19 protein-coding genes are annotated in these 25,567 nt (G+C 46.9%); 2 read left to right on the forward strand and 17 right to left on the reverse strand.

Annotated elements, in window-relative coordinates:
• Window positions 1-48 precede the first annotated feature (48 nt).
• Window positions 49-3,186 (reverse strand): DUF3427 domain-containing protein, encoded by a 3,138-nt coding sequence (locus AC6CIF_RS18555; RefSeq protein WP_498200962.1) that lies wholly within the window; start codon window positions 3,184-3,186, stop codon window positions 49-51.
• A gap of 246 nt (window positions 3,187-3,432) precedes the next feature.
• Here AC6CIF_RS18555 and AC6CIF_RS18560 point away from each other — a divergent pair, with 246 nt between their 5' ends.
• Window positions 3,433-4,389 carry an IS30 family transposase gene (locus AC6CIF_RS18560; protein WP_498200963.1) on the forward strand — a complete coding sequence of 319 codons (957 nt, stop codon included), beginning with the start codon at window positions 3,433-3,435 and terminating at the stop codon, window positions 4,387-4,389.
• A gap of 64 nt (window positions 4,390-4,453) precedes the next feature.
• On the opposite strand, the gene AC6CIF_RS18565 is transcribed toward AC6CIF_RS18560, so the two are convergent.
• From AC6CIF_RS18565 to AC6CIF_RS18595, 7 genes are all read right to left on the reverse strand, one after another.
• On the reverse strand, window positions 4,454-5,116 hold the full coding sequence (locus AC6CIF_RS18565) for a hypothetical protein (RefSeq protein ID WP_498200964.1): 663 nt from the start codon (window positions 5,114-5,116) through the stop codon (window positions 4,454-4,456).
• A gap of 104 nt (window positions 5,117-5,220) precedes the next feature.
• Entirely contained in the window at window positions 5,221-5,694 is a 474-nt protein-coding gene (locus tag AC6CIF_RS18570; protein WP_498200965.1) for a hypothetical protein, read from the reverse strand.
• A gap of 392 nt (window positions 5,695-6,086) precedes the next feature.
• Entirely contained in the window at window positions 6,087-6,575 is a 489-nt protein-coding gene (locus tag AC6CIF_RS18575) for a hypothetical protein (RefSeq protein ID WP_498200966.1), read from the reverse strand.
• Window positions 6,576-6,702: 127 nt separating this feature from the next.
• Window positions 6,703-7,191 (reverse strand): hypothetical protein, encoded by a 489-nt coding sequence (locus tag AC6CIF_RS18580; protein ID WP_498200967.1) that lies wholly within the window; start codon window positions 7,189-7,191, stop codon window positions 6,703-6,705.
• 18 nt (window positions 7,192-7,209) lie between these two features.
• Window positions 7,210-8,370, reverse strand: a complete 1,161-nt coding sequence (locus AC6CIF_RS18585) for a WXG100 family type VII secretion target (protein ID WP_498200968.1) — start codon at window positions 8,368-8,370, stop codon at window positions 7,210-7,212.
• A 253-nt stretch (window positions 8,371-8,623) separates the two neighbouring features.
• The gene (locus tag AC6CIF_RS18590; protein WP_433751008.1) at window positions 8,624-8,908 is read right to left on the reverse strand and encodes a DUF4183 domain-containing protein; all 285 of its coding nucleotides are present in this window, start codon (window positions 8,906-8,908) and stop codon (window positions 8,624-8,626) included.
• Window positions 8,909-8,990: 82 nt separating this feature from the next.
• Window positions 8,991-9,830: a DUF4183 domain-containing protein gene (locus AC6CIF_RS18595; protein WP_498200969.1), complete on the reverse strand. Its 840-nt coding sequence runs from the start codon at window positions 9,828-9,830 to the stop codon at window positions 8,991-8,993.
• A gap of 390 nt (window positions 9,831-10,220) precedes the next feature.
• Here AC6CIF_RS18595 and sstT point away from each other — a divergent pair, with 390 nt between their 5' ends.
• Window positions 10,221-11,450, forward strand: a complete 1,230-nt coding sequence (sstT, locus tag AC6CIF_RS18600; protein ID WP_498200970.1) for a serine/threonine transporter SstT — start codon at window positions 10,221-10,223, stop codon at window positions 11,448-11,450.
• 117 nt (window positions 11,451-11,567) lie between these two features.
• Here the strand turns inward: sstT and AC6CIF_RS18605 are convergent, their stop codons facing one another.
• The 9 genes from AC6CIF_RS18605 to AC6CIF_RS18645 form a co-directional block, all read right to left on the reverse strand.
• On the reverse strand, window positions 11,568-11,951 hold the full coding sequence (locus AC6CIF_RS18605; protein WP_498200971.1) for a VOC family protein: 384 nt from the start codon (window positions 11,949-11,951) through the stop codon (window positions 11,568-11,570).
• A gap of 35 nt (window positions 11,952-11,986) precedes the next feature.
• A complete protein-coding gene (locus AC6CIF_RS18610) occupies window positions 11,987-12,340 on the reverse strand; it encodes a VOC family protein (RefSeq protein WP_498200973.1) in 354 nt (117 codons plus the stop codon).
• Between the two features lie 357 nt (window positions 12,341-12,697).
• On the reverse strand, window positions 12,698-16,180 hold the full coding sequence (locus AC6CIF_RS18615) for a glycoside hydrolase family 2 TIM barrel-domain containing protein (protein WP_498200975.1): 3,483 nt from the start codon (window positions 16,178-16,180) through the stop codon (window positions 12,698-12,700).
• A gap of 314 nt (window positions 16,181-16,494) precedes the next feature.
• Window positions 16,495-18,342, reverse strand: coding sequence for an IucA/IucC family protein (locus tag AC6CIF_RS18620; RefSeq protein ID WP_498200977.1), 1,848 nt, complete (start codon window positions 18,340-18,342; stop codon window positions 16,495-16,497).
• Complete coding sequence (locus tag AC6CIF_RS18625; RefSeq protein WP_498200979.1) at window positions 18,302-19,621, reverse strand: type III PLP-dependent enzyme; 1,320 nt, start codon at window positions 19,619-19,621, stop codon at window positions 18,302-18,304. The genes AC6CIF_RS18620 and AC6CIF_RS18625 overlap by 41 nt, the downstream gene beginning before the upstream one ends.
• Window positions 19,618-20,394 (reverse strand): HpcH/HpaI aldolase family protein, encoded by a 777-nt coding sequence (locus tag AC6CIF_RS18630; RefSeq protein ID WP_498200981.1) that lies wholly within the window; start codon window positions 20,392-20,394, stop codon window positions 19,618-19,620. Before AC6CIF_RS18630 ends, AC6CIF_RS18625 begins: the two co-directional genes overlap by 4 nt.
• Window positions 20,391-22,403: an IucA/IucC family protein gene (locus AC6CIF_RS18635; protein ID WP_498200983.1), complete on the reverse strand. Its 2,013-nt coding sequence runs from the start codon at window positions 22,401-22,403 to the stop codon at window positions 20,391-20,393. The genes AC6CIF_RS18630 and AC6CIF_RS18635 overlap by 4 nt, the downstream gene beginning before the upstream one ends.
• Window positions 22,378-24,165 (reverse strand): IucA/IucC family protein, encoded by a 1,788-nt coding sequence (locus tag AC6CIF_RS18640; RefSeq protein ID WP_498201058.1) that lies wholly within the window; start codon window positions 24,163-24,165, stop codon window positions 22,378-22,380. The genes AC6CIF_RS18635 and AC6CIF_RS18640 overlap by 26 nt, the downstream gene beginning before the upstream one ends.
• On the reverse strand, window positions 24,143-25,558 hold the full coding sequence (locus AC6CIF_RS18645; protein WP_498200985.1) for an MFS transporter: 1,416 nt from the start codon (window positions 25,556-25,558) through the stop codon (window positions 24,143-24,145). The genes AC6CIF_RS18640 and AC6CIF_RS18645 overlap by 23 nt, the downstream gene beginning before the upstream one ends.
• Between the last annotated feature and the right edge of the window lie 9 nt (window positions 25,559-25,567).

Raw genomic sequence — 25,567 nt, forward strand, 5'->3', positions numbered from 1 at the left:
ATTCAAACAAAAACCTGCTACCTACAGCAGGCTTTACCCTCTACTAATTCAAACAATACACTTATTCGCCACCGCCACCATCTTCGCAGGCATCTCTTCCCGCAGTCGCCATACAAAGCTCATCGGTTTGTTCCCCTCATGACTCACATAATCGGCTTCGCCCAGGAAGACAAATGGAGATGTATAGTTATGCTCTTCCTTATACTCCCGCACGAACAGCACGATTCGGTTGCCCTTCTCCCGATGATGGATATACCGCTGCGCGGTAGCCGTATGCTCTGATACCCTGCTCTGTGTCTGCCAGTGGAATAGACGCTCGTTGATCGCATAATCCTCATACAGCGTAGATGGAGAGAAATCTTTGTCCGATTTGTTTAGTGTAATGAAGAAGATATCCGTCTGTTCGTCGGCAAAATACTTCACACCTTCACGGAAGGCGGGTGATTGCTGGGCATTCCAGTAGCCGAAGGCGGCAAGCACTTGGTCGATGGAGTACATACAGTGGATATCCAGTGGACAAGTGTACGGGAACGAATTGCTTTTATCCACAAATCGCAGATGAGCCAGATTATATTTGAAAATATCCACAAGCTCTGCTCGGAACGCCTCACAAGACAGCACACGTTGCACACCCTCTTCGATGCTGCTCAACCCTAATTTCTCGGGCGCAGCCCGGTGGAAAGTGTAATAGAACATGGTGAGCATGCGCTGTTCATCCGCGGTCGTCGGTTCTTTGCCTTTTTCAATAAAGTCGATTAGGAATGTGAGCCAGCTTCGGGAGTTGATCGTAAGCACAGATGGCAGTCTGCGGATATACTCCTCGTGTTCACCCTCGATAGGTGCTGTTAATCCAGCTTCGGCCAACATGCCACGGAAATACCTTTTGCCCGTACGTCCACCATACAATTCATATAGTGTCATCCCGTGATGCTCTACAAAATGAGCCAAGGTCAGCGGCAGTCCGGTGTCTTGCTGGAACGTTTGAAGCTTCTGGATCAACGCTCTGCGATTACGACTCATCTGCTTGAGGTTACGCATAATGTATTCCTTCGCTTGCTTTTCCAATTGAATGAAAGTGCCGCGAGGCAGGTTCGAAAAGCCGTTCTCGACGTAGTACGAGATGGAATGTTTAGTGGCGCCGATCAGGGCGCGGAATTTATCCTGGAACCTGTACTCCTGATGCGCTTGTCCGATGAAGTCGAGCACAGTCAGGCACTCTTTGCCATCCGCCATCCGTAGTCCACGTCCCAACTGTTGTAGGAATACGGTCAGACTCTCGGTAGGACGCAGGAACAGGATCGTGTTCACCTCAGGGATATCCACGCCCTCATTGTACAGATCAACGACAAAGATCATGCGCAGTTCCCCGTTCACCAGCTGTCCTTTCACAGAATGACGCTCCTGTTCGCTCGACCCGCCATGTAGGGCCATGGATGGAATGCCGGCTTCGTTAAATATTTTTGCCATATACATCGCATGATCCACCCCTACGCAGAAACCAAGCCCCTTCACATCGTCCAGATCGGTTACGTATTTGTTCAGACTTTGGATGATCTGGTTGGCACGGATTTTGTTATGAGTGTAGAGCTTCTCCAGTTCGTTCAGATCGTAGCCTTTACGCGACCACTTCACCTGAGATAGATCGACAGTATCGGTGACGCCAAAATATTGAAAAGGGCTCAGGAGCTTGCGGTCAATTGCATCGGTTAGACGGATCTCGGCGGCAATCGTATGATCGAAGTAGGCGGTAATGTCTTTGCCATCCATCCGTTCAGGCGTTGCAGTGAGTCCTAGCAAAATCTTAGGTTCATAGTGGGACAACAGCTTCTGGTACGAAGGAGCAGCGGCATGGTGGAATTCATCCACAATGATGTAATCGTAATAGTCTGAGCTGGTGATCTCCGTCAGCTTCATGGAGTTAAGACTCTGAATGCTAACAAACAAGTGGTCCAGCGCCTCTGCTCGGTGATTCCCGACATGCAGCTCACCAAAGTTCATATCCTTCAGGATATACCGGAACGTGTCTCGACTTTGCTTTAAGATTTCTTCCCGATGGGCGACAAAAAGCAGCTTTGCTCCCGCATGGCTTGCACGAAACCGCTTGAAATCGAAGGCAGAGATGACCGTTTTACCAACGCCTGTGGCGGCAACGATCAGGTTGCGCGTTCGTCCGTACAGTGTACGCTCGGCGTCCAGCTGTTCCAGCACTTCTTTCTGATAATCGTAAGGCTGGATGTCGAGATGGAAGTGGTTGGATTGATCTTTTTTACGATTCAGAGCCGCCTTCAACTGTGCCTCATGGCCTTCATCCTCAGCTACATACCGCGTAAATTCGCGGTCATTCCAGTAACTCTCGAAGGTCGCTTCGATCTTGCGCAGCACGTCAAGTGAATCCTTCTCCGTCACCTTGAGGTTCCACTCCATACCACTGGTCAGCGCCGGGTTGGATAGGTTGGAAGAGCCGACATAGGCTGTGGTGAATCCAGTATCGCGGTGAAAAATGTACGTTTTGGCGTGCAGCCGAGTCACTTTGGTATCATACGAAATCTGGATTTCCGTGTTGGGCAGTTTGCTAAGTTCAGTGATGGCCTTAAGGTCGGTTGCTTCCATGTATGTAGTTGTGATGATCCGCAGCTTCCCGCCGCCCGCCGTGAATTGCTGAAGCTGTTCCAGCAGCAGGCGAAGGCCGCTGAACTTGATAAACGATACCAGCCAATCGATCCGATCGGCGGTCACGATCTCCTTTTGCAGCTCCAGTAACATACTCGGCTCGGACTTTGCACCTGTGAATAAAGAGCTTTGGGCGATCGGCGTATCTGGACGTACGATTTTGGTATCTCTGACCGCACGAATGCTGTTCAACTTGGAATACACATGGGTCAGTACCTCCCCCTGCTCGTCCAGTTGCAATTCGTTGTATTCTTCTTCCCCAAGCGTGCCTTTCAGCGTAGCAATAATCTCATTACACGTTCGAATCTGCGCTAACACTGCTGTCTTATCTTCCGTCTGTTCCCGCACAATCTTAAGCGCTCGCCGGGTCACCGCCGCCAAATACGTGGACAGTAGTTTACGTGCTTCCTCTGCATCCAACTTCTCAGTCCCAATGTGATACACATCCGGGTCCAGCGCCGAAATCTCCTGCCTGGTGATTGTGTTGATAAGCTGTTCATATATGCCTTGTTTCATGAATGTACCTCGTGTGGGTGTAGGATGGTTGTGGATATGTAAGTGATAAAATTTCATATGCTTAGAATTGGTAAATATGGTCTCTACTCTATTATCGTCCAGCATGGGAAAAAATTCATTAGTTGTTTGTATATGACGGATTGTAATATGAAGTGCGACACCCGCTAGAAATAAAAAATGGCTCATAGCCTGATTCGTGTAGAATGAAAGTTACCACACCAGCATTCACACAAGGAGAATCAGTCCATGAGTTATTCACATCTTAGCATAATCGAACGCAGCAAGCTAGAAATCCTCCACAGACAAGGCAAAAGCTCAAGAGCTATTGCAAAAGAGCTGGGAAGGCACTCATCCACGATTTGCCGTGAACTAGATCGTGTTAATTCATCGCATCCCTATCAGGCAGAACACGCTCAGAACGCTTATGAGGAGCGTCGTAAAGCCTCTGTTTCTTCAGGTAAATGGTCAGACAGCTTGGCTGCTTCACTGGAGGAAAAACTGGAGGCAACGTGGTCTCCAGAACAGATCACTCAACGCTTCCGTATCGAAGGCCGGCGTGTAGTCTCCTTCAAATCCATCTATCGCTGGATCTACGCTGGGCGCTTGGTTCGAGGTGTATTACAGGTTCTTCGGCACAAGGGGAAGCGCCAGAAACCGGCAGAAACTCGCGGTAAATTCGCTGTCGGCAGATCCATTTCAGATCGTCCCCAAGAGGTTCGTTCCCGCGAAACGTTTGGACACTGGGAACTGGATACCGTCGTATCGGGTCGTGGGAAAAGTAAAGGCTGCGTAGCCACGTTGATTGAACGTAAAACACGCCTGTATACCGCTGTTCTCATGCCAGACCGTACCGCTTTGTCGATGGAGATTGCGCTCGGTGTAGCAATCTCACAGTACCCTACAGGGACCTTCCTCACGGCTACAGCTGATCGAGGAAAGGAGTTTGCATGCTATGCCAATCTAGAAACGACCCATAACCTGCACATTTATTTTGCTGATCCGTATTCGTCTTGGCAACGCGGTTCCAACGAGAATGCAAACGGGTTGCTTCGAGAGTTTTTCCCTAAAGGTACCGATCTCGCTCAAGTGGAGGATGAAGCTCTCGCCCGTTCACTCGATCTAATGAATCACAGACCACGAAAATGCTTGGGTTGGAGAACCGCTCACGAATCCTTCACAGAGGAACTGTCGCACTTGGTTTGACAATCCGTCATATAAAAAAAGAGCACTCTCTATTGCCTATGAACGGCAGGAGCACTCTTCTTCATCATTCGTACCTTGGATTCAATGTATCTCTCCAAACCTCATCATCCACGAAATCAAGCTTTTTTTCAATAAAATAAGCTTGGGTCTCTTGCTCCAGATCATTCAAGATTTTGGGCCAATCCTTCTCGTTAGTTTCCTTGGATTCAAAGTCCCCAACAATGTTCAGCCATCGATGATTTAACTCCTTGTACTCCTCGATTCTTTCTTTAAGTTCAGGGGTTACAGGATAACTGGTTATGTCCAGTCTCTCGAACGTCTTACGCATGCGGTAAAGTGTAGGTGGCATTACATCATCTTGACCTAGATCGTTTGTGAATAAAGATGCGGGTTGTACCAGCCAATTAGCTTCTTCACTGAAATTTAGATTCATCAAGTTATACTTATCTATAATCTGAGTCATATTTGTAAAATTGTAATAGAGCTGGCTAGCTTGTTCTCCATCCTCAACCATCTCGTTTGTTATTTTCTCATTCTTAAGTATTCGGTTAAACAAAATATCATTATTTATAATCGCACTTTTCATATCAACGAGATCTTGGCGGACATTAATCGTTAGATACTGTTCATACATTCTTTTTTCTTTATAGAAGCTATAGGTTAGAACAAGTAATAATGCTAAGCCAATACAGCATACAATCATTACAAATCGTTTCTTTGATATCATGGCAATTTATTCTCCTAGGTTTTTAATTGAAAGAAGCACCTCTACGTTTGTCCGGTAGAAGTGCCTTTAAGTAGTATCATTATTTCATTTACCGGTTGCTTTTTTTAACTTGATAGCTCCTTTTCAATATAAGGACGGTCAAGTAAAAGAAGAAGGCTTGGAGTTAGGTATTTAGTTTGATATTCATCCAACCGATTATTAACCGCCAACAGACCATTCTCCATTCTAAGTAGTTGAGTAGAACCATCTTCTAGGAATAAAAGATTACCCTCAGTATGTTTTATAAGCTTACTAATAATTCTGAACATATGCTCTATACCTTCAGAAAAAGTACTGCCAAACAATTGAGTTCTAATGCATACATTCACATCTAAGTTATAATGCTGTCGAACAAAAGTGATATCAGAAATATCCTCTATCTCAAGTGTCAAAGAGAAAAAAACAGAACCAATTACAATTTCTTCATCGTTACTATTAAAAGAAGCCGATCCATTAACCAATTCAATGGTATATTTTTCTAACAGCTTCCCTAAAGAATTAAGATCTAAATTAGATTGTAGAAATAATTCGTAATCCATTTATTGATCCTCCTCTATTCGATGAGTAGAATCCTGTTGAATTGATCTCACTAAAAATCTTCTACATATCTTTATATTCTCTGGTTTCAATAAACCTTCTGTACTCTACTCGATCCCAAAACTCTGATTATATTTAAAATCATTGGCAAGAAACTCTAAATCGTAACCAAATGGACTAGCTGAAGTATCAATTAAAGCAATTGAAAATCTAACTTTATTTACTGTTTCCTCAATTTTTAATCCTTTTGTCTAATTGTATTACTTCATCACAAATAATATTGATCTTAGTTAAGATCTCAATCAGAGTTTCTTTTGTCAACACAACTTCTTCACATTTCAAGGAGCAGTCAGTTGCCATTTAATCTCCTCCTACTATTGCATAAAAATATGATCTACAAATTATTAATATCAATCGGATCTTTCTCAACAAATTTTTCATACCAATTGTTTAGTGGGAAATGTGAGCCTTGTATAATTTCTAAAGAGAGTGGTTTGATGGTAAACGAGCCGCCCCGTTCAAAAAGTTCAATTAACGGTTCATATATGTCTAGATATTGACTAATACCCGGGGTATCCGCTGCGTACTTCGCCAACTGTAGATAGTATTCAAATATACTTTTCACATATGAGTTTTGATTCAAATAAGCAACAGCCTCTGAACTACAATAAGCTGAAATATCTAATTCCTCTCCTTGATCTCCTAGCAGTTTCGCCACATTCGTAAATGCAGGTGGCATAGGCTTAAGCTGCTCCACTTTATAAAACTGAGCCATTCTTCTGAGAAATTCATAGCCGAGGTTAGTATCTTCCTCAGAGATAACAGTACCTACTGAGCCCCAATTTATATTATTTAATTTGGATACTGCATTTTCCAATAACATTCTGTTCCACCTCAACATTTAGCAATCAATCTCATATTCGTAGTACTTGCTAGTATCCTCATTCCATAAAAATGCACCTCTACTTTTTTTCTGGTAGAAGTGCTTTTATGCATTATTTATCTGTTATTCAGTTGTGAGGTTTCTTAAAAACCGAATACTCAATGTTTTCAAGAAGTTCTCCGTAATGCGTTTGGAGTAATTCAAGATATGTTACGTTGAACGTATACTTTCCATTTTTAAAGAAAAATATCTCTTCTCCAGATGTGTGATAGAATACTCCATCTACTTTGAGTGATCCGATAACAGAAAAAGAAATCTCGTACATTGTTTTATACCATAATTCATATTGGTGGTTATTCTCCAATTCAAAAGATATGGTTTGTTGATAAATAAAATCCTCTTCTTGAAACATAGTTTCATATGAAGCTGCTGGATGATCAGCCGGAAAATTATTATCATAAACAGTAATTTTTAAACCACCGCTTAGATCAAACTCATGAATGAACAATGCATTGTGTTGTCGTTTCATATAATTCACTTCAAAATTCTTACTTTCAATTAATCTTTTCAACCATAACGGATCCTGTTTTCCATTCAATTTCAGTGAATATTCCATAAACTTGTCTCCTCTACTTTAAGGGAATACCGATATGATCTTACCGTCCTTTTTGATTGCGATAACTTCTTCTAAACCTTGGATTTCCCATTCTTTAAATTGCTTAAGCAACGCAGAATCATCTCCAGACCACTTTGTTAAATTAATCACCACATTCTTAGTTTGTTGTTTAATAACAACCTTTTCTTGAACCTCACTCCAAATACCTCTAATACCTTTATTTTCAGTTGGTGCATAACAGTCAAATATACGCCCTTCAATTCTAAAATCGGGATCTCTTTTGGAATCTATTCCATCACTATCTAGAACTTTAGGGTTCTGTTCAATCCGATATCCACTTCTCGCCAATTGATCAGCAGCATCATTTTCTAATTCCAAAGACTGTTTGGTGGCCTTATCCGCATTATTAGGAATTTTTGTTCTCGCTCCACTTGGGAAGGCTTCTGGATTAGGTGATCCACTGGGTTTTATTAGATCTCTGGGACTGTCAATTCCCTTTCCAGGCTCCTTCTTATCTCCCCCTGATCCACCCGACCCAATGTCGTCCTTCGAACGAAAAGCTTTGCCAAACAAAACATACGCCAAAGCCTGACCTGTCATCGCTCCACCGTAATACCCTGCTCCACTCTCATCGATCTGCTTCTTCTGCTCTTCTACAAATTGCTCTATGTCAGATCTCGCCGTACCCGTGCCCCAGGCGGTGTCCCATGCAAACTGAATACCTCGCCCAACGTCCACAACTTTTCCCACTGTCATCGCATATGCCACACTGCTTAATGTACTGAACGGGTTAGAGAAGAAAGCTTCTGCCGTCTGACCCATTCCCGATATTGTTTCTCCTACTGATTTATCAAGCAGCCCTACAGCGAAATTCCGCTTTAGTTCCTCTGGAATATACAGCGCAACTTCACCTGAGCCGTCCGTTGTTCTGAAGTTCATTGCGATAAACGTAAACTCTTTCTGGATTTCGTCCAACAGCCCAAGTGTAGTCGGGAACACTTCTTTCACCTGCATAAAATCCCAGAAGAAACGCTCTCCTGTCACACCCGACCAATCGGATTGCAACATATAGATGGATTTCTCCAGTTCCCTGACCATTCGCTCCAGTTCCTGTTTCTTCTGCTGGACCAACCGGGCCTTTTCCTCCAATAGATCGGGATGTACCTCGATTCGCTGCATTTCCTATCACCGCCAACCTGACCTTAGTTTATGTAACTAAATTTTAACAAGTAAGAAGGAAGATTGGAATCAAACGGAAGGATCATTTCCTCAGAGGTTATTCGGTAGTTGGGCAACATCCTTGGATAACTATTTTTGCACATTAATGCATGAATGAATACTGTTAAGTCGCCAGGAGTCTTGTACAAAAAAAACGACTTCTATCTCAGATAGAAGTCGCACAAGATAACGATACAGCATAATTAACTCTTCTTTAAGACACTACAAATTGTACAACAATTGGAGTCCCTGCATTTAATGCATCTCCACCGGGAATTGTAATTGTAGTCGTCGTAGCCGAGGATGTATCTGCTGTTTGCATAAGGCCATTAATATAAAGATTGTAATAGTTGAACGTGCCTGGAAATGCCGTTGCAGCTACACCCGCATCATTTGTAAAAGCTGTCGCAGCAATGGCAAACGTTTCCCCAGTGCCGGTTCCATCACCAATAGTTGCAGCAAATCTTAAACTGTTCTGAAATGGTGTCACAAGTGGCATGTTTCTCACCTCCTACCTGACACAGTATATGTGGTAGATTCGAGCGCAGTGAGGGCAAAGCAACCTGTAAATAAAACCATTTTTATCCATTTATTATATTGACTGTTATTATAATTATCTCGATAATAATAGGTGTCCCTGCAAAGATCACACCATTTTGTGACGAAAAAAACAACCTCTCCGCACTTACATTGTATGAGTTTCCCGGTTGGATGATCCCGTTTATATAAAGATTGTTGAAACTGGTAAGTCCAACCCCGGCAAATTCGGTTATGCTGCCGCCATCGTCATTCGTGAATTCTGTGGCAGGAATGATAACCGAGGTCGACAAATCCAGATCGGTGTCCGGAAAATAGAAGTAACGGTTTGCCGTAGGAATGATTTCAATTCCGGGTACACTGCCCGGCGGACCTTGCTCACCTTGAGGGCCAACGGGACCTTGCGCTCCGGGAACTCCCGGTAGACCAGGCTCACCCTGAGGACCAATGGGGCCCTGGGCTCCGGGAACTCCGGGTTGACCCGGCTCACCCTGAGGCCCAGCAGGACCCTGCGCTCCGGGAACTCCGGGTTGACCCGATTCACCTTGAGGACCAGCCGGGCCTTGCGCCCCGGGAACTCCGGGTTGACCCGGCTCACCCTGAGGACCAGCGGGGCCTTGCGCTCCGGGAGTCCCTGCTTGGCCGGGCTCACCTTGAGATCCGGCGGAGCCTTGGGCACCTGCTATACCTTGCGTTCCAGGGAGACTCACCATCTCCAATTCATGGTGTCTCAACGGAGGGAGCGGGGGGCCGGGCTCACAACATACCGGGTTGTTGACTCCCGCTCTCGGTAATGCAATGACTTTTTTGTCACGGGACATTTTCTGTGATCTTAATGGACGCTTCAAGGAGCGGTGCTTTCTTCGGCAGACTTTACGAATCATATAACATTTCCGTTTTCGTGGAAATTTGTTTTTGTATTTCAATCTGGCTCGTCTTGGCCTTAATTTGTTGAGGGTAGCTGTCCTCTTGTTCAGATTCTTCAAAATTGTCACTCTCCTTAGGCCGGTGCATACAGTGTGTATGCCCTATGTATATGTCAGTGGCACGTTCGGAGAGTGTGCGAATAACTATAATGGAAGCCGTTTTGCGTCTTTAGTGCATGTTATGTAAATGCCTACTGGCTTGCATAAGGAAAGCAGCGGATGATCCATGAATACAAATATTGCCAAACCACACAAAAGACAAATTCCGTGATAAACTAACGCTATGCTTCATTACAGCATCGATGCGTTGCTTGATGATATTTTATATTAAAACTCGGAGGAATATGGATGAAAACGGTATTAATGAAATGGAACCGAATAAGTCTTATTAAACGTATTTTACTGGGAATTTTCTTGGGGATTGTCTTGGCCCTGATCGTGCCCGGTGCAACGGGAATTGCGCTTTTTGGTTCCTTATTTGTCTCAGCATTAAAGGCAGTTGCTCCAATCTTAGTGTTACTTCTAGTAATGGCCGCTATATCCAATCATCGAAAAGGTGTCCAAACCAATATGAAAAGGATTATCGTCCTTTACGTTATGAGTACCTTTCTGGCTGGACTACTCGCTGTTGCGGCAAGTTACCTATTTCCGGTGACATTGACTTTGGTATCGGGCGTGCAAGAATTGACTCCACCTGATGGCATTGTAGAGGTCTTGAAGAGCTTGTTATTGAAGCTGGTTGATAATCCGGTAAGTGCACTGATGAACGCTAACTATATTGGTATTCTGGCCTGGGCGGTGCTGCTCGGTGTTGCTCTCAAAGGCTCCAGTGATAGCACCAAAAACCTGATTACTCAATTCTCTGAAGCTGTATCGAAGATTGTGAAATGGGTAATCCAATTTGCTCCGTTCGGGATTATGGGCCTTATTTTTGACTCCATTACAACAAGCGGACTTTCGTCTTTGTTGGGTTACGGCAAATTACTTTCCGTTCTTGTTGGATGTATGGTGTTTACCGCACTTATTGTCAATCCGTTAATCGTGTATCTGAACATTCGTAAGAACCCGTACCCCCTCGTCTTGCAGTGCTTAAGAGAAAGCGGGATCACAGCATTCTTTACACGAAGTTCTGCGGCGAACATTCCAGTCAATATGAGATTATGTGAAAAGTTAGGATTGGACAAGGATACGTATTCGGTTTCCATCCCATTGGGTGCTACGATTAATATGGCAGGGGCAGCCGTTACCATATCGGTCTTATCCCTTGCGGCCGTTCATACGATGGGCATTCAAGTAGATTTTGGAACAGCGCTGATTCTCAGCGTATTGTCCGCTGTCGCCGCTACAGGCGCCTCGGGTGTGGCAGGTGGCTCTCTTCTGCTTATTCCTATGGCATGCAGCTTGTTCGGCATATCGAATGATATTGCGATGCAAGTCGTTGGTGTTGGTTTCATCATCGGAGTACTGCAAGACTCTTTTGAAACATCACTGAATTCATCCTCGGATGTTTTGTTTACCGCTACAGCAGAATACGCTAAGAAACGTAAAGAAGGTAAGAAAACAGCAGTTCAGCTCTAGAATCAAAGCAGATGGCTATACCATATCCCCTCCTGGTTACAGTGAGAACGATCACATGATATCCTGTGATCCACACCGTAGACCCGAGGGGATTTCTTTATGACAACGTGAACTGGGTTAACTGTAACAGGTGCAAATCATAAGTACATTCCCATCCGGGTCATTAAAGGTAAATTCGGATAGATCAGAATAGGTTTGAATTTGGGATATGTGCTCCGCTCCCAGTTCTTTCACATATTCATATGCAGCATGAATATCGCTTGTACTCAAGTTAAATAACGGTTGGTTGGATGGTTGGAGTTCGTACATTTCATCAAAACAGTGGTTATCAAGAGTTAGTCCTGGTCTTCCATCCCCCATAGAAAAAGTATATATCGGACCTTCAACCCTATGATTGACCTCTACTCCCAAAAGGTTGCTATACCATGCGACAGATTTCTCTAGATCCGTTACATGAATAAAGATCGTATCCACTCTGTTGGCAATTGGACTTTTCAACATATGGCGCCTCCTTGTTCGATATCGCTAACAATACTTTACTCACATACAATTAATACATTTCCATATGGATCCTTGATATTAAACCAATGATTATTCTGAATTTCGGTGATGATTTCCACATGTTGAGCTTGAAGAAGTTTATACGATTTCTCGATGTCGTCTGAAGCCAATTGGATCACGGGAACGTTATGTATGCTTTCCACTGAGTACATCTTGCTGTCGAGCACAATATTCGTTCCCCCTTCCATTGGCAACACGTAAATATGTCCGAAGAAAATCTCACCGTCTGTTGGCAACCCGAGCAATCGACAATACCAGTCCCTTGCATTTTCGATGTTACTTACCGGAATAAACACGCCTCTAACCTGGTTCAGCACTGGCTTTTCCATGCATCTTTGTCTCCATTCCATTTAGGGATTTTGATTTTACGACCAAGGCTTCTCCGATTGTTGCAGTTTGAATACTTGGCATTTAGCAAATGAACATCCCACCATATTCTTCTAATATTGGGCACATCTATATTTTACATCTGCCAGCATATAGGTACAAGTGTTCTTATTACTTTTCTTGAGACAAATTGTATGCATCTTATTTCCTCTCATCTTTTTGACAGGGCCGATGCTGCTCTCCATGTGCTACGCCAAAAATCCTGCAAAGCCTTAGGCCTCCCAGGATTCTATCGTGTATAAGAATGATTACCGTATTACTAATGAGGATACAACGCCACCTGCGGCCCCCTCATATGACTACTTCTCGAATCGGAACCAGCCGAAGTCAAACTGACTTCCCGGCAAGAAGATAAAGATTACCTTTTGCACAGCTGTCACGCGTTCAAGCTCAAACACCCTCTCCTCATATCCACCCGACTGCGTGAACTCAACCAGCTGGTTGCTCTGTCCGTCCGCACCTGCGAAACGAATATGAATCGTATTCTTATCAATCGGTGAATGGCCGTAGATCACGAGCTTTGATGTGCCTTCTGCCGTAAAGTCCATGTTTTCAAACTCCAGTGACACATTGTTTCCGATGCCTTCAACACGGTCACCCTCAATTTTGAATGTATCTCCATAGAGATGATCACAGGATGCAGCCGCATTCTGTTCAAAAGCACGACTCTGACGTTCGAAAGAGAAACCTTTAATATGAATCTTCTGCTTCAGTACAAAACAGATCGATGTAATTCCGCTAAGGCGTTTGGACAATTGGTATGTCTCTTCCTGGTACACATTCCAAATGGACTCTTTGTCATACACCACATCTGCGATCAACGTGCTTCCCTTTTCATCCGGCATACCTTCCCAGATCTGAATGAAGTAGTCCTCAGTGGATAGTGTGAAAATAGGAATCGTTATGGTATCGGAGCCGTACGGTCCGAAGTCAATATTACGGAAGCCTACGTGCGTTTCCCCGTCGCGACTTGTCGCTACCCCACGCTCATTACCGTTACCAACCTCACCTTTGGTGTAATCGTACAATCCGCCCGTGATGAAGCCGTATGGATCTTTGTAAGCTGTGCCGAGACCGTCCGCCTTGAACTCCAGCTGGGAGATCAGTTTCGTTTTATCCGTACCGTTGGTACTGGTTGCACGAAGTCTGAACTCCCCGTCACCTATAGCCGATACCTTTACCGCATGTTGATGCTCAACACTATCGCCCGCTTCCGCTTGAACAGCTTCCACTTTGGCAATGTTGGACTCGATTCCCGCATCATTCACAACTGCCCACTCGATGTCGCGATAAGAGGTGTTCTCCGGATACAGCTTGGCGGTTACAGTAAGCTCCGGGTTGGACGGATCGAGCAACTGTCCTGCACTACTGATGATCTCGATTTTCCGCAAAGGAATCTCCTGAGCATTCCCCGTAAGCACTGGACGTTCTTCATTGTTCATGAAGACAGTTTGCACTTGCTTCTCATCAACCAGTTCCGCATCCACAATACGCGATTCAAACTCAGCTACAGCCCCTTCCAACCCTTCGGAAGAAACTTCAATCCGTACCGTTCCAGCTTCATTTGTCGCTCCGATGATCGCCATCAGTTTACCGCTGAATAGTCTTCTGCTCAATCCTTTGTATGGATCATAGTCGGTGCTGTCCCCGTTATCCAGACCCAGCAATCGTCCTGCACCAGTTACCTTAACTTGTACGCGGTTGTTCGCATTGTGAACCGGATTACCCGCTTCATCTTCCACATCAATTTCTACAAAAATAAGGTCAGTTCCATTCGCTTGCAACTGCGCCCGATCCGCTTGCAGACGAATCTTCTTCGCATCCGTATAGGATCTTTGCACGTCAGTTGCAATGATCTCACCATTCTCATCGTAAGCGATCGCTTTCAGCTCGCCCTCTTCGTACGGCACTTTCCACCAGCCAGACAGCTGTGTTCCATTGGCATGATCGATATCGTAGGTGCCAATGGTTTTACCGTTGAGTTGCAGCTCAATCTTAGGTGCGTTGCTGCACACGCGTACATCAATGATCTGCCCAGGGCTGAAATCCCAATAAGGGAACAGGTGCACCATCGGACTTTTCTTATAATCCGTCCACGCCGCTTGGTAGATATAATAGGAGTCTTTCGGGAACGTTGCGGTATCCAGCTGTCCAAAATACGAATTCTTCGTATGATACGGCGTCGGTTCTCCGATATAATCGAATCCAGTCCACAGGAACTGCCCCAACGAATACGGTGTATCCCGCTCTGCCAAGATGCAGTATTCTGCCGACTTCGCGCCCCAGCTCGTCGTACTGTTACCCAAAGCCGAACACTGCTCATCATCATCTGCCAGAATCGGCTGTTCGAATGGGAAGTGATAGATACCACGACTCTGTACCACAGATGACGTTTCACTACCATAGATGATCCAGTCCGGATGCTCTTCATGATGTTTGTCATAATATTTTTCGGCGTAGTTGTAACCGGCCAGCTTCACGATATCTGCGCATTTTTGTGCATTTTCCCATGGCATGTAGTTCGAACCAATCGTCACGCCTGCATTGCCTTTTGGATCAAATTCCAGCACATAATCCATCAGCATCCGGGTTACTTCCTGTCCACGCTCATCCGCATGGGTATCGTAAATTTCGTTCCCGATACTCCACATGATCAGACTCGCATGGTTACGGTCGCGCTTCACCCAACTCTTCACATCGGTATGCACCCACTCCGGGAAAAATCTCGCATAATCGTATGGCGTTTTGGCACGTTCCCACATATCAAAGGCTTCAGACACAACTAGCATACCCATCTCATCCGCAAGTTCCATGAACTCTTTGGCAGGCATATTATGCGCGGTACGGATGGCGTTAACACCCATTTCTTTAAGTAGAACGAATCTTCTACGCAGTGCCGTCAGGTTAAACGCAGCTCCCAACGCCCCCAGATCATGATGTTCACACACACCATTTAGCTTCATCTTAACTCCGTTCAGGTGGAACCCTTCATTGGCATCAAGTTTGATATCCCGGAATCCAATGCGCTGTGATACCGATTCAACTGTCCGATCTTCCTGATCATCCGAGATCAATCGCAGCTCCGTCACCAGTTCATAGAGATGCGGTGCATCCGGGCTCCACAAGTTTGGACTCTCTACAATGATCTGTTGGCTATCTGCCAATGCAGCCGCTTTCTCACCCACCGAAGCTGTAACATTCGCCTTCGTCGATGCCACCACCTGACCTTCATACCGGATCGTATGCACCAGCTCTGCTTGCTGATTCTGTTCCAGGTTCAGCTCCGTATCCACTTCCACCTGCCAGCCATCCGGCTGCTGCTGAATCGATACATACGTTCCATCCGTAACGATATGGTTGCGGTCTCTCGTCTTCAGCCACACATGGCGATAGATTCCGGCTCCGGAATACCATCTGCTGTTCGGGCTCTGATGCACTACTTTGACCAGAATTTCATTCTCGCCTTCCACCAGTGCATTCGTGATCTCATGTTCAAACGCGGAATAACCATACTTCCACTCTCCGACCAGCTGCCCATTCACATACACCGACGAATCCATGTATACGCCATCAAAACAAAGCAGAAGCTGTTGCTCATCCTTCGTGTAATGGAACGTCTTGCGGTACCAACCAATACTGTCTTCATACAGTTCAAGCGTATTATATATCAGCCAATCATGGGGAAGCTCCACAGGTTCATACACCAGACCCGCAGGTTCCGTAACATCCAGCTTACTTTTCGCAAATTGCCATCCATCATTAAAAAGTCTCTTCTGATTCATGGTAGATTCTCACTTTCTTGAAGTAAATTATGATTGCGGTTACAACAGTTGATGTCACTTTTTCCGAAAACCTTTTCGGTAATACACAAGTAGTACTATACCACATAACCCGATTATACCATCAGTCTCTTTCCTACACCTCCATTTCATAAGATTTTTTAGCCATAATGATGAACGTTTTATTCCCTCCAAGCATTGTAACTTTCGATGACAACAAACCAAAAAGGCAACCCGTTAACCGGGTCACCTTCTATATCTATCCTTTAGCACGCCACTTCTTCTCTATACACTCCTACACCAACCATACTCTACTTCTATCCCTTGTAAAAAGGGTTCCACCCTATGCCTTTGCCCGATGGCATCGCGCCAGGCACCCCATCCGCTTCAAGCAGCGGACGGACAACTAACTTCACGGGCCACTCCTTGCTCTCGAATATCGCATGAGCGAGCGCGGCCCGGTCGGATTCGGGAAGCTGCACATGTTGCAGCGCTTCCTTCCAAGCCTGCTCCGTGATCTCCCATAACTTCGTTTCCGGGATGTGATACACCTCGCTAAGTGCCTCCATGATCGCAGCCAGATTCACCTGCGTCCCCAAAGACTGCACATAGAAAATCAGCTTCTGAATCGTCTCGTTATACAGGCTATTCGAGTAGCCCGGGCGAATATGATAGGCAGGGTCTGCAATGCCATGTATATCCAGATAAGGCTGATGCAAACGCACGGAATCATGATCCCGGAACAAAAGACCTTTTACCTGATTATCCCGTAACACCAGACAGCAGTTCTGACCATGAATCTCAGGTACAACGCCCACTTTGAACAGACGCATCACGATATCATAGAACGTCGTAGCTATACTGGTATAGAACTCGAGAACATCCGTGCTGCTCAGGTTTTCCCCTAGAATTTCCGTTAATAGATGATGCCCTTCCAGATTCACACTCAGTGCGGCCATTGGAATGACTTTGTAGGCTTCATTAAGCAACTCAGTGGGATACACACGAATCTGTGCAGCCAGATGGCGTGGATGATCATCGAACAGTCCCATGGATTCTGGCATGAAGCCCCACCAGTTCTGCTCTTCGCACATATACACCTTGTGCTTCAACGTCTCGTCACAAGCAACAGCTTGCCTTAACATCCGTTCTCCAGCAAGACCATTCAGAAGTTTGACTACTGGAAGATAGCGAGCTGCCCCCAGCGACAGCACACTAACCGGAAGTTTAAGCATCCGAGTGGATTCAATTGACGGAGCCATCGAGCGCAGAGAGGATGTAGCCTGTACGTCGCCCACTTCTATGTCCAATACGATAATGCTACCCGCTTCGATCTCTCCCGTGAAGCGAGGCAGAATCACATGTTCCAATTGCCACGGATGAACGGGCATCGGCAGATAATCGTTCAAGGTGATCCCTTTTCGGGCAAACTCGGCTTCCACCACTCCGCGCTGAACATCGTCTAATACGTCCAAAATGGACAATCCATCTTCGCACCCTTGCTGCACGGCATCCAGCTGTATAGCCACCCAGCGCAGCGAAATCGCCTTCCCGAATTCTGCTGCATACCGAGTTACATCTTCTGCATTGAATCCCACCTTGGCTTTGGACGATGGGTGAAATGGACGATCCCGCAATGCCGCAACACGTTCACCTTTGATAAACCATTCATAAGCAGAAGCCGGGACGTTAGCGGACAGATACTGGACTTGTTCCCAGCCCAAAGCATACTGCTCCACAGCAATGTCCAGACTAACCAGGAATTCCGCCACCCCAGGCTGCGCATAGTCCTTATCCGACAAAGCCCTCTGTAACACCGCACGTCCAACTTCTGCCGGAGTATCAAGGAGAACCCAGCTTCCATCAGTTTTCTCCTCGTAGATCGGTGAACCCTGAATCCACTGAGTCCCCTGTCTTACTCCTGTTTCAACCAGACACAGTACACCTAGAGTGTGCAATCTGACATGAGAAGCACCATTCTGATTATGCTCTTCGCTGTCATATTCCTTATACAATCGACGGAACGGTGCAGGTGCTGCGGCAAAATCAATGAACGGGTGATCCTCCAGTGGGAGTAATTGCTCCGACAAAAATGAATTCATCAAATCCGCCATAATCCGGCGTTCAGCGGCTTGCAGACTGGAACGCTTCATCAGTGTTGACATGATTATTGTCCTCCGTTAGATAATGGAATGCCGGGTGCGGATGCCCCAGAAAATCATGATGCGAGATGGTCCAGCAATAAGCCCCAGACTTTTCAAACAAAACAATATCTCCCACGCGCAGCAGTGTTACCTCCGCATCAGAATGCATGCGATCCTTGGGTGTGCATAGCTCACCTACAATATGGACTCGACGGCCTCTTACCTCTGGCCGGGCAAACGAATGTTTCCAACGGTCCGTCTCCATAATTTGAAACGGATGGTTATGCCCCCATGAAGCAGGTAAACGATTGTGATGCGTACCTCCCCTTAACACAGCGAAATACTGACCATGAGAAGTTTTGATATCCGTAACCTCTGCTGCGTAATACCCATGGTCTGCCACCAGCAGCCGACCCGATTCAAAATACAGCTGACCTCCGCGTGAAACTAGGCGCTGTCTGGCTTCACTTTGTTCAAGTAAGGAAGTAAACAACGGCCAGTCGAATCCGGGGCTCCCATCATACGTCACTCCGAATCCGCCTCCTGCATTCACCACTTCCACAGGAAGATCATACCGCTGCTGCCACTGCTCCACCTTTTGCAAATACAGCTCAATCATCTCGGCATGCAGCCTGGCGTCCATATTGTTAGACAAAGAGTGAAAATGGAATCCGCTTAACCGAACCACACCCGCGCCTTCCACACGAATGAGTTCAATGGCTTCTTCCACTGCCTCTTCATCGATCCCAAAAGGACTCGGCCCACCGCCCATAACAATCTTCGTCCGGGGTAACGTACTGCTTCGCAGATTGATTCGGAGCAGTATGCGTACTTCCTGCGCTTTCTTCTGTTTCGGCTCATTTTCTAGCTTCTGCACTTGCTCCTGCACCTGCTCTTGATCCATCGCTCTCTCTTTCGTAATCGCAATGATCCGCCGCAGCTCCAGCAAACTTTCCACATGGATGTAGCTCACGCCATGCTCGATCGCCAGCCGCAGCTCGCTCTCCTTTTTACCCGGACCTCCAAACAGAATCGGAACCTCACGACTTACCGCTCTAACCTTGAGTAGCTCTCCAATCGAAGCCACTTCAAAACCCTTCACCAGTGGAAGCAACGCCTCAATGATGCGCGGATCTGGATTCGCCTTGATGGCGTAAAACAACTGTGTGTTTCCGGGCATACAGCCTAACATCCGACGTACTTGTTCCTGAATGCCAGCCAGGTCGTAAACGTACGCACATACCGGTTCTTCCATCCCGCGTTGCAGTTCATCAATCGCATGCCATACACTAGGTTTCATATCTGCCCACCCGCATTCCTGTAGTCATTCCGTTTTTGGGCATATGCCCGAAACGCCGTATTCCGATCATCACCAAGCACATATATATGTACTCCCCGCTCAGCCCAGAGAGACATATCCTCCACACCTCTGGTGACCGTTGCATAAGGTACTTCGCACTGCTGGGCGGTAGCATGTAATTCATCCAGCGCACGTCTCACATCCCGGTGCTCGGTCTGCCATGGCACACCGAGGGATTGCGACAGATCCGCTGCCCCTTCCAATACAAAGCTCACCTGAGGGTGAGACAGAATCTGTGCACTTTGCCGCACACCCTCCACACTTTCGATCATGGGTACAACCATCACTTGTTCGTTCGCTTTCCCAACGTATCCCGTGAGTGGATATTTCCCGAATACACCCGGACGACCGCTGTTCAAGCTACGCGTGCCAACCGGATGATAGTAGGCGTGACGAACCGCTTCCTCCACCTGCTCCAGTTGCTCGACATGCGGAATGACGATGCCTTGGGCGCCACAGTCCAGCACTTTAAGAATCTCCGCTCGCTCCACCTTCGAAATCCGAACCAACGGGGTTAGGCCCACCAGTTCCGCCGCACGAACCAACTCTTCCACCGATTCCATCGATGTTGCGGCATGTTCCAGATCAATAATGACAAAGTCATATTCTGCATGTCCGATCATCTCGATGATCACTGGGTGTGGTATGGATACAAAAAGACCGTAGACAGGCTGTTTGCGTGCAATTTTTTCCTTCAGCGTGTTAATTCTCATTCGACGATTCCCTTTAATTCGGGTGTTCTCTTTGATTCAAGTACATCCTTTGATATCTTGAGCGGATTGCTCGCCTTGCGGAAATATAACTCTCCATCCCCATACAGACGGCGCTTGGTCATCTCTTCGATCAGTGCATCTTCGGCAAAAAGGTCAAATGCCACAAACCGTTTCGTATACTCCGGGTGCTCTCGCTGATAATCTACAATTACACCTGCGCACAGCTGCCAGAACGCTTCCTCTGACAAACCAAACTTCTCCAAAGCCAGCGCAATATCCGTCATGCAGATAAAGAAGAATGCGTCATACGTATAGTCACGGACTTCCGACACATCTCCGGCATAGATGAATGAATACCGATTGAACTTGCGGTGGGTTTCCGGCTCCGGGTTCAGCTTCGGTGCCCGTTCCGGGTGCAACAGTTGATCCGGTACATAGCGAACACCATCATGCAGATCCTTGATAAGGATTCGTTTTGGCAGATCATCTTCCAGTACCAAAATAATATTTTGAGCATGAGATTCCAGCGCAATCCCGTGTGCATAGAGCAAATGGATAATCGGCAGGGTAACTGTGCGAACAAGGGCCTCGCTCCACTTTTCCACACCATGTCGTTCTACAGCATCCTGGATAAATGGAACACCATCCGGCTGCACCAACATCAATGCATTGAGCGGCCATGCCGTCTCACCTTCCTTCAGATGAACCGATACATTCTCCCGCCAGATGGCACCGAGTGTACCGTAGGCCCGTCCATACTGGGTTGCAGGCAACTGCTCATAACGGAACGACAGTCCCATGATTTCTTTTAAAATGCCAAACTGCGTCCGTTGCAACAGCTCATCATCACGAACGAGTTTATCCAGCCAGTCGCTGATCAGCGGTGCATTCTGGGTTGTGTGCTGTGCCAGAATACGTGTACTCGATGTATTGGTAATGCTGAGAGCCAGCTTGAGGTAAGGGGCGTCCAGGTTCATCCGGTTCGATAGCGAACGGATCGACTGCTGCGCACGATAGGGCGAAGACGATGGACCAAGATACACGATGTCCCCATCCATCAGCTGACGGGCATATACCGACTCCAACTGATGCTCCCACTGCCATGGATGAACCGGAATGAATACATATCGATCACCAATGTCAGAACCTATTCCTATACCAACCTTGCCGTCTTCCCTACCCGAGCTACGGACTGTTTCGCCTTTTTCACGAACTGCCTCATGAAGCTTCGCTTGGATTGTCTCTCCAACGCTTTCACCAACCTCGGCACTGCTCCCAAGCTGATCTGCACTCGTAGCATATGCGTTGACGTTCTCACCCATGTCCGTACGACCTTGTTGTTGCAGGATCTGATGAAATCGTTGCATATCCTCTGCGGTCAGATGTTGCCCCACCAGTTCTTCAGAGCTATACCCTACGGATACAGCGGTCTGAGCAAATTCTTTTTTCACAGCAACCCAGACTAATGAAACCTCCGAGTTAAATTCAGGGCCATAGGCCAGATTGTCTTTCAAAGAAAATCCCAGCCTCGACTTATAACTCGGATGGTACAGATGACCGTCGGTCATATGACTTTCGAGCGCATCATAATGCCGATCTTCATTCGGAATGTTCAAGGGCAATATAGCTTGGCACTGGCTGTCCTTTGCCATCGTTTCAAGCAGTTCCTGGATAAAAGCAGTCACATTTGCACCCTTCAACGCGTTCAGCACAATTTCTTCCAAAAACAGATCCAGATCGGTGCAGGGTACGCCCTCTCTTTGAATCGAACCCTTCTTCACCTTCACCCGGCCAAATGAAAACTTCCGCTCGGCTTCACACGTGTACGCCACAGAATGACCGTAAGATGTAAGGCCGCTGGTTCGCCATTCGCTTCCACTCACATGACTGTCCAGAATGCCTTCGAACCACATCGCCTCCAGTGTCTGCCGCATGATCCGTTCCTGTACACCCAAGTAGACTGCTTCTGTCTTGCCGCCTGCTTCAGCCCTGTATCCCACGACTCCCACGCACTTCACTCCCTATTCGTTTCATTACATTGCTCACCGGCACGTAGGCCGGGGTCTGGCTGATACCCCTTAGACAACTCACCAAATTTTGTTTGGCCAAGAATGCATCCGTTGTCAGCAGATGTCGCACATATGCATTGCCCGTTCGTTCCAGTTCATCCACAAGCACCTCACGTACCTGCTTCCAGAAACGCTCCTCGGATACGTTCACGTCTCGCGCCATCGCATGAATCAGAGACCCCAGATGATTGACGATAAAATAGTACGATGTCCGCGCCCAGGCTTTCTCTCGCGAATAAAATAATAAATCGGACGCAGCACGATCCTGCTCAAGGATAAGTTCCTCATCCACACTGACCCCTTCCAGATCGCGGACGATAAAATCCACAGGCAACCCATCCTTTAAGGTCACAAGGGTATTCTGCAAATGAGCTTCAAAATGAATGCCTTTCTCTCCCGCCGCCCGTACAATCGGCAGCAGCGAACATTTCAGATAACGTTCCAGCCAACGCTCGGCAATGTCACGTCCACCACCCAGCATCGTCATCAGTCTCGACCGCATCCTGGGAAGCGGTGCTTCAACCAGACTGGATAAGACATACGTATTCTCAACATCAAACTCAATGGGCCGATAAGCTATCGTAAACAGACTGGTTAACTCTTCATCTTCAAAAGCACAAGTCGCTACACCTGTCTCATACGCAATATGCGTGTTCGGTTCAGCACCGAAGCAGTCATGCCGCCTGACGTACTTGGAGGCATCCAGTGTTCTGCGCATCTGCTCAGCACTATTGGTGCGAATCATGTTGGTGATCTGCATATTCAGTGACAGCTTGATATTGCAGTTCCATTCGGGAACATAAACCGTACGAACCGAAGAGGTTGGATAGACGGTAGGCCCCGCACTACCAAGCAGAATTAATTTTTCATCTCGAAGATAAGACTGTACCTCGGTCAACCGTGATATGTACGCATATTGCCATGGATGGACAGGCAGTAGCCCATACATTTCACTCTTTTCTTTTAAAACAGGTTCCACATGGCTCCTCAGGAGGTCTTGCAAATCCATTACCGCCTCTTCATCCACCCATTCCTGCATATAGACATCCTGCCTCACGGCGATATAACAGAGTTGAAATGATGTCCGTAACTCTGGACTGTACTTCTGAACATCCTGCTCACTGAAGCCTTTGGAATTCTTCGGGAACGGATGGAACGGATGACCATACAACAGTGACTGTTCCGATGTACAATAATCGTGGATGTCGAGACCAGCTGCTTGTTCGATATACAACGTAAGGTTCTCCACACTGTTATCTACCTTTTGTGCAAAATCTCTGGCATACGCCGCCTCTACGCGATTCGTATTCTCATCCCATGGATGTACATTCTCCAGCTCAAATGAACGCTTCATTTCCATCACGCTTTTCTTCATTCCATGTTGATCCGAACTCGCTCCCTGTTCCCCATTCCCGCTTAGCTCAGATGTGATCCAACGAACCAGGTCGCTATAATGCACCGCTTCCCCGCCAGATTCCATGCTGAGGTATTCATGCTCCCCAATGGCAGAGTAATAAGACAAGCGTCCTGTCACCTTCACCCTACTGGCTTGAAAAGCAACAGTGTACGTCAGCATATTTGGATTGATCCAAATATCGCTTTCCTTCTCTAACGCAAGCTCACGGATGTAACAGTTCAGCAGCAGCTTGCATGAATGTTCACGGGCCTGCTGCTCAGCCTCAGACCGGAGCTTGTTTTCCATCTCGAACAATGATGCCAACCTTCTTTCGGGTTATAAGTAAGACCAGGGGAAGTGTAAGCAGTATGGCGCAGCCAAGTCCGATACAGATCTCTTTGAGTGCTCCCCATTTTGCCATCTCCATGGACGTTCCTGCCCCGGCAAGCCATTGCCAACGCATATCGTAATATAGGGTCATGCCCATCACCGCAAACGAAGAAGCCAGACGCTCAATCGTGGTTGATAACACCGACCCTTCGTGCATGTCTTCGTCCGGTAATGCTTGCAGACCAATCGCAGAGATACTCATGCCTGACAGACCAACACCAATTCCACGGCACGCCATGAGCATACCGATGATCCAGATCGATGCTCCCATCGGCACAACCGCAAACGACAAGATCGATATGGACACCAGCAACGTGCCCCATGCGATAAAATGCATGGACCGACCGCGATCCAGCAAGCTGCCGCCAATCCACATGAATAGACTTGTACAGATCGATAAGGGAATGAACAGTGCACCGGACAGGGCCGGCGATAGGTGGAAAACGTCCTGGAACAATAACGGCAATGCAAAGATCACCCCAAACATGACACAATCCTGAATCGTCGAGATCAATACCGTCAGCGGAAAGACAGCATTACGCCGCAACAACTGGTACCGGATCAGTGGTTCCTTGCGACTGTTCTCGGTCTGGACAAAACGAATGAGCAGCAATACACCGATAGCAATCAATATCCAAGGTACCCATACCGCCACGACAGGACTCGCATACAACTGTAACCCCAGACTAAGGGCACCTACCGCGCAGATCAGTAGCATGACACTGGTCGGATGCCATTTTTTCCTGCGGGCAGGAATATAGGTCTGAATGACTCGACCGCAGCCGATCAACGAGAATATAGCCAGTGGCACATTGAGCCAGAACAACATTTCAAGCCGTCCATACTGTATGATGAAGCCACCCAGCGTTGGCCCAGCAGCCGGAGCCAGCATAAGCAGCAAGCCCCACGCTCCGGTAATTCGCCCCCTTACCTCCGGTCCGTATACATCAAACAGCAGCACAAGCGATAACGGAATCATCAGCCCCGCGGCAACGCCATGCATGAAACGGACCATCAGGAGTACTTCGATAGAGTGATAAAACAACGCACCTGCCACCGAGAACAGTCCATAGATGGTGATGCCCAGCATATACGTCTGCTTACGACCCATTCGGTCCACGATCAGGGAAGCCAGCGGCATTGTTAACGTCATAGCCAGCATGTACAGCGCAATGATCCATCCGCCTGCTGTGGTAGAGATCTGATAGTATTGCACAAAATAAGGCAGCAGCAGGTTAAATGCACTGTTGGTCAGCACCAGCGAAAAGGCACCGATCAGAATCGCGAGTAATACTGCATGCCTTTTCATCAGGGATAG

The sequence above is a fragment of the Paenibacillus sp. GQ49 genome, assembly GCF_059759055.1.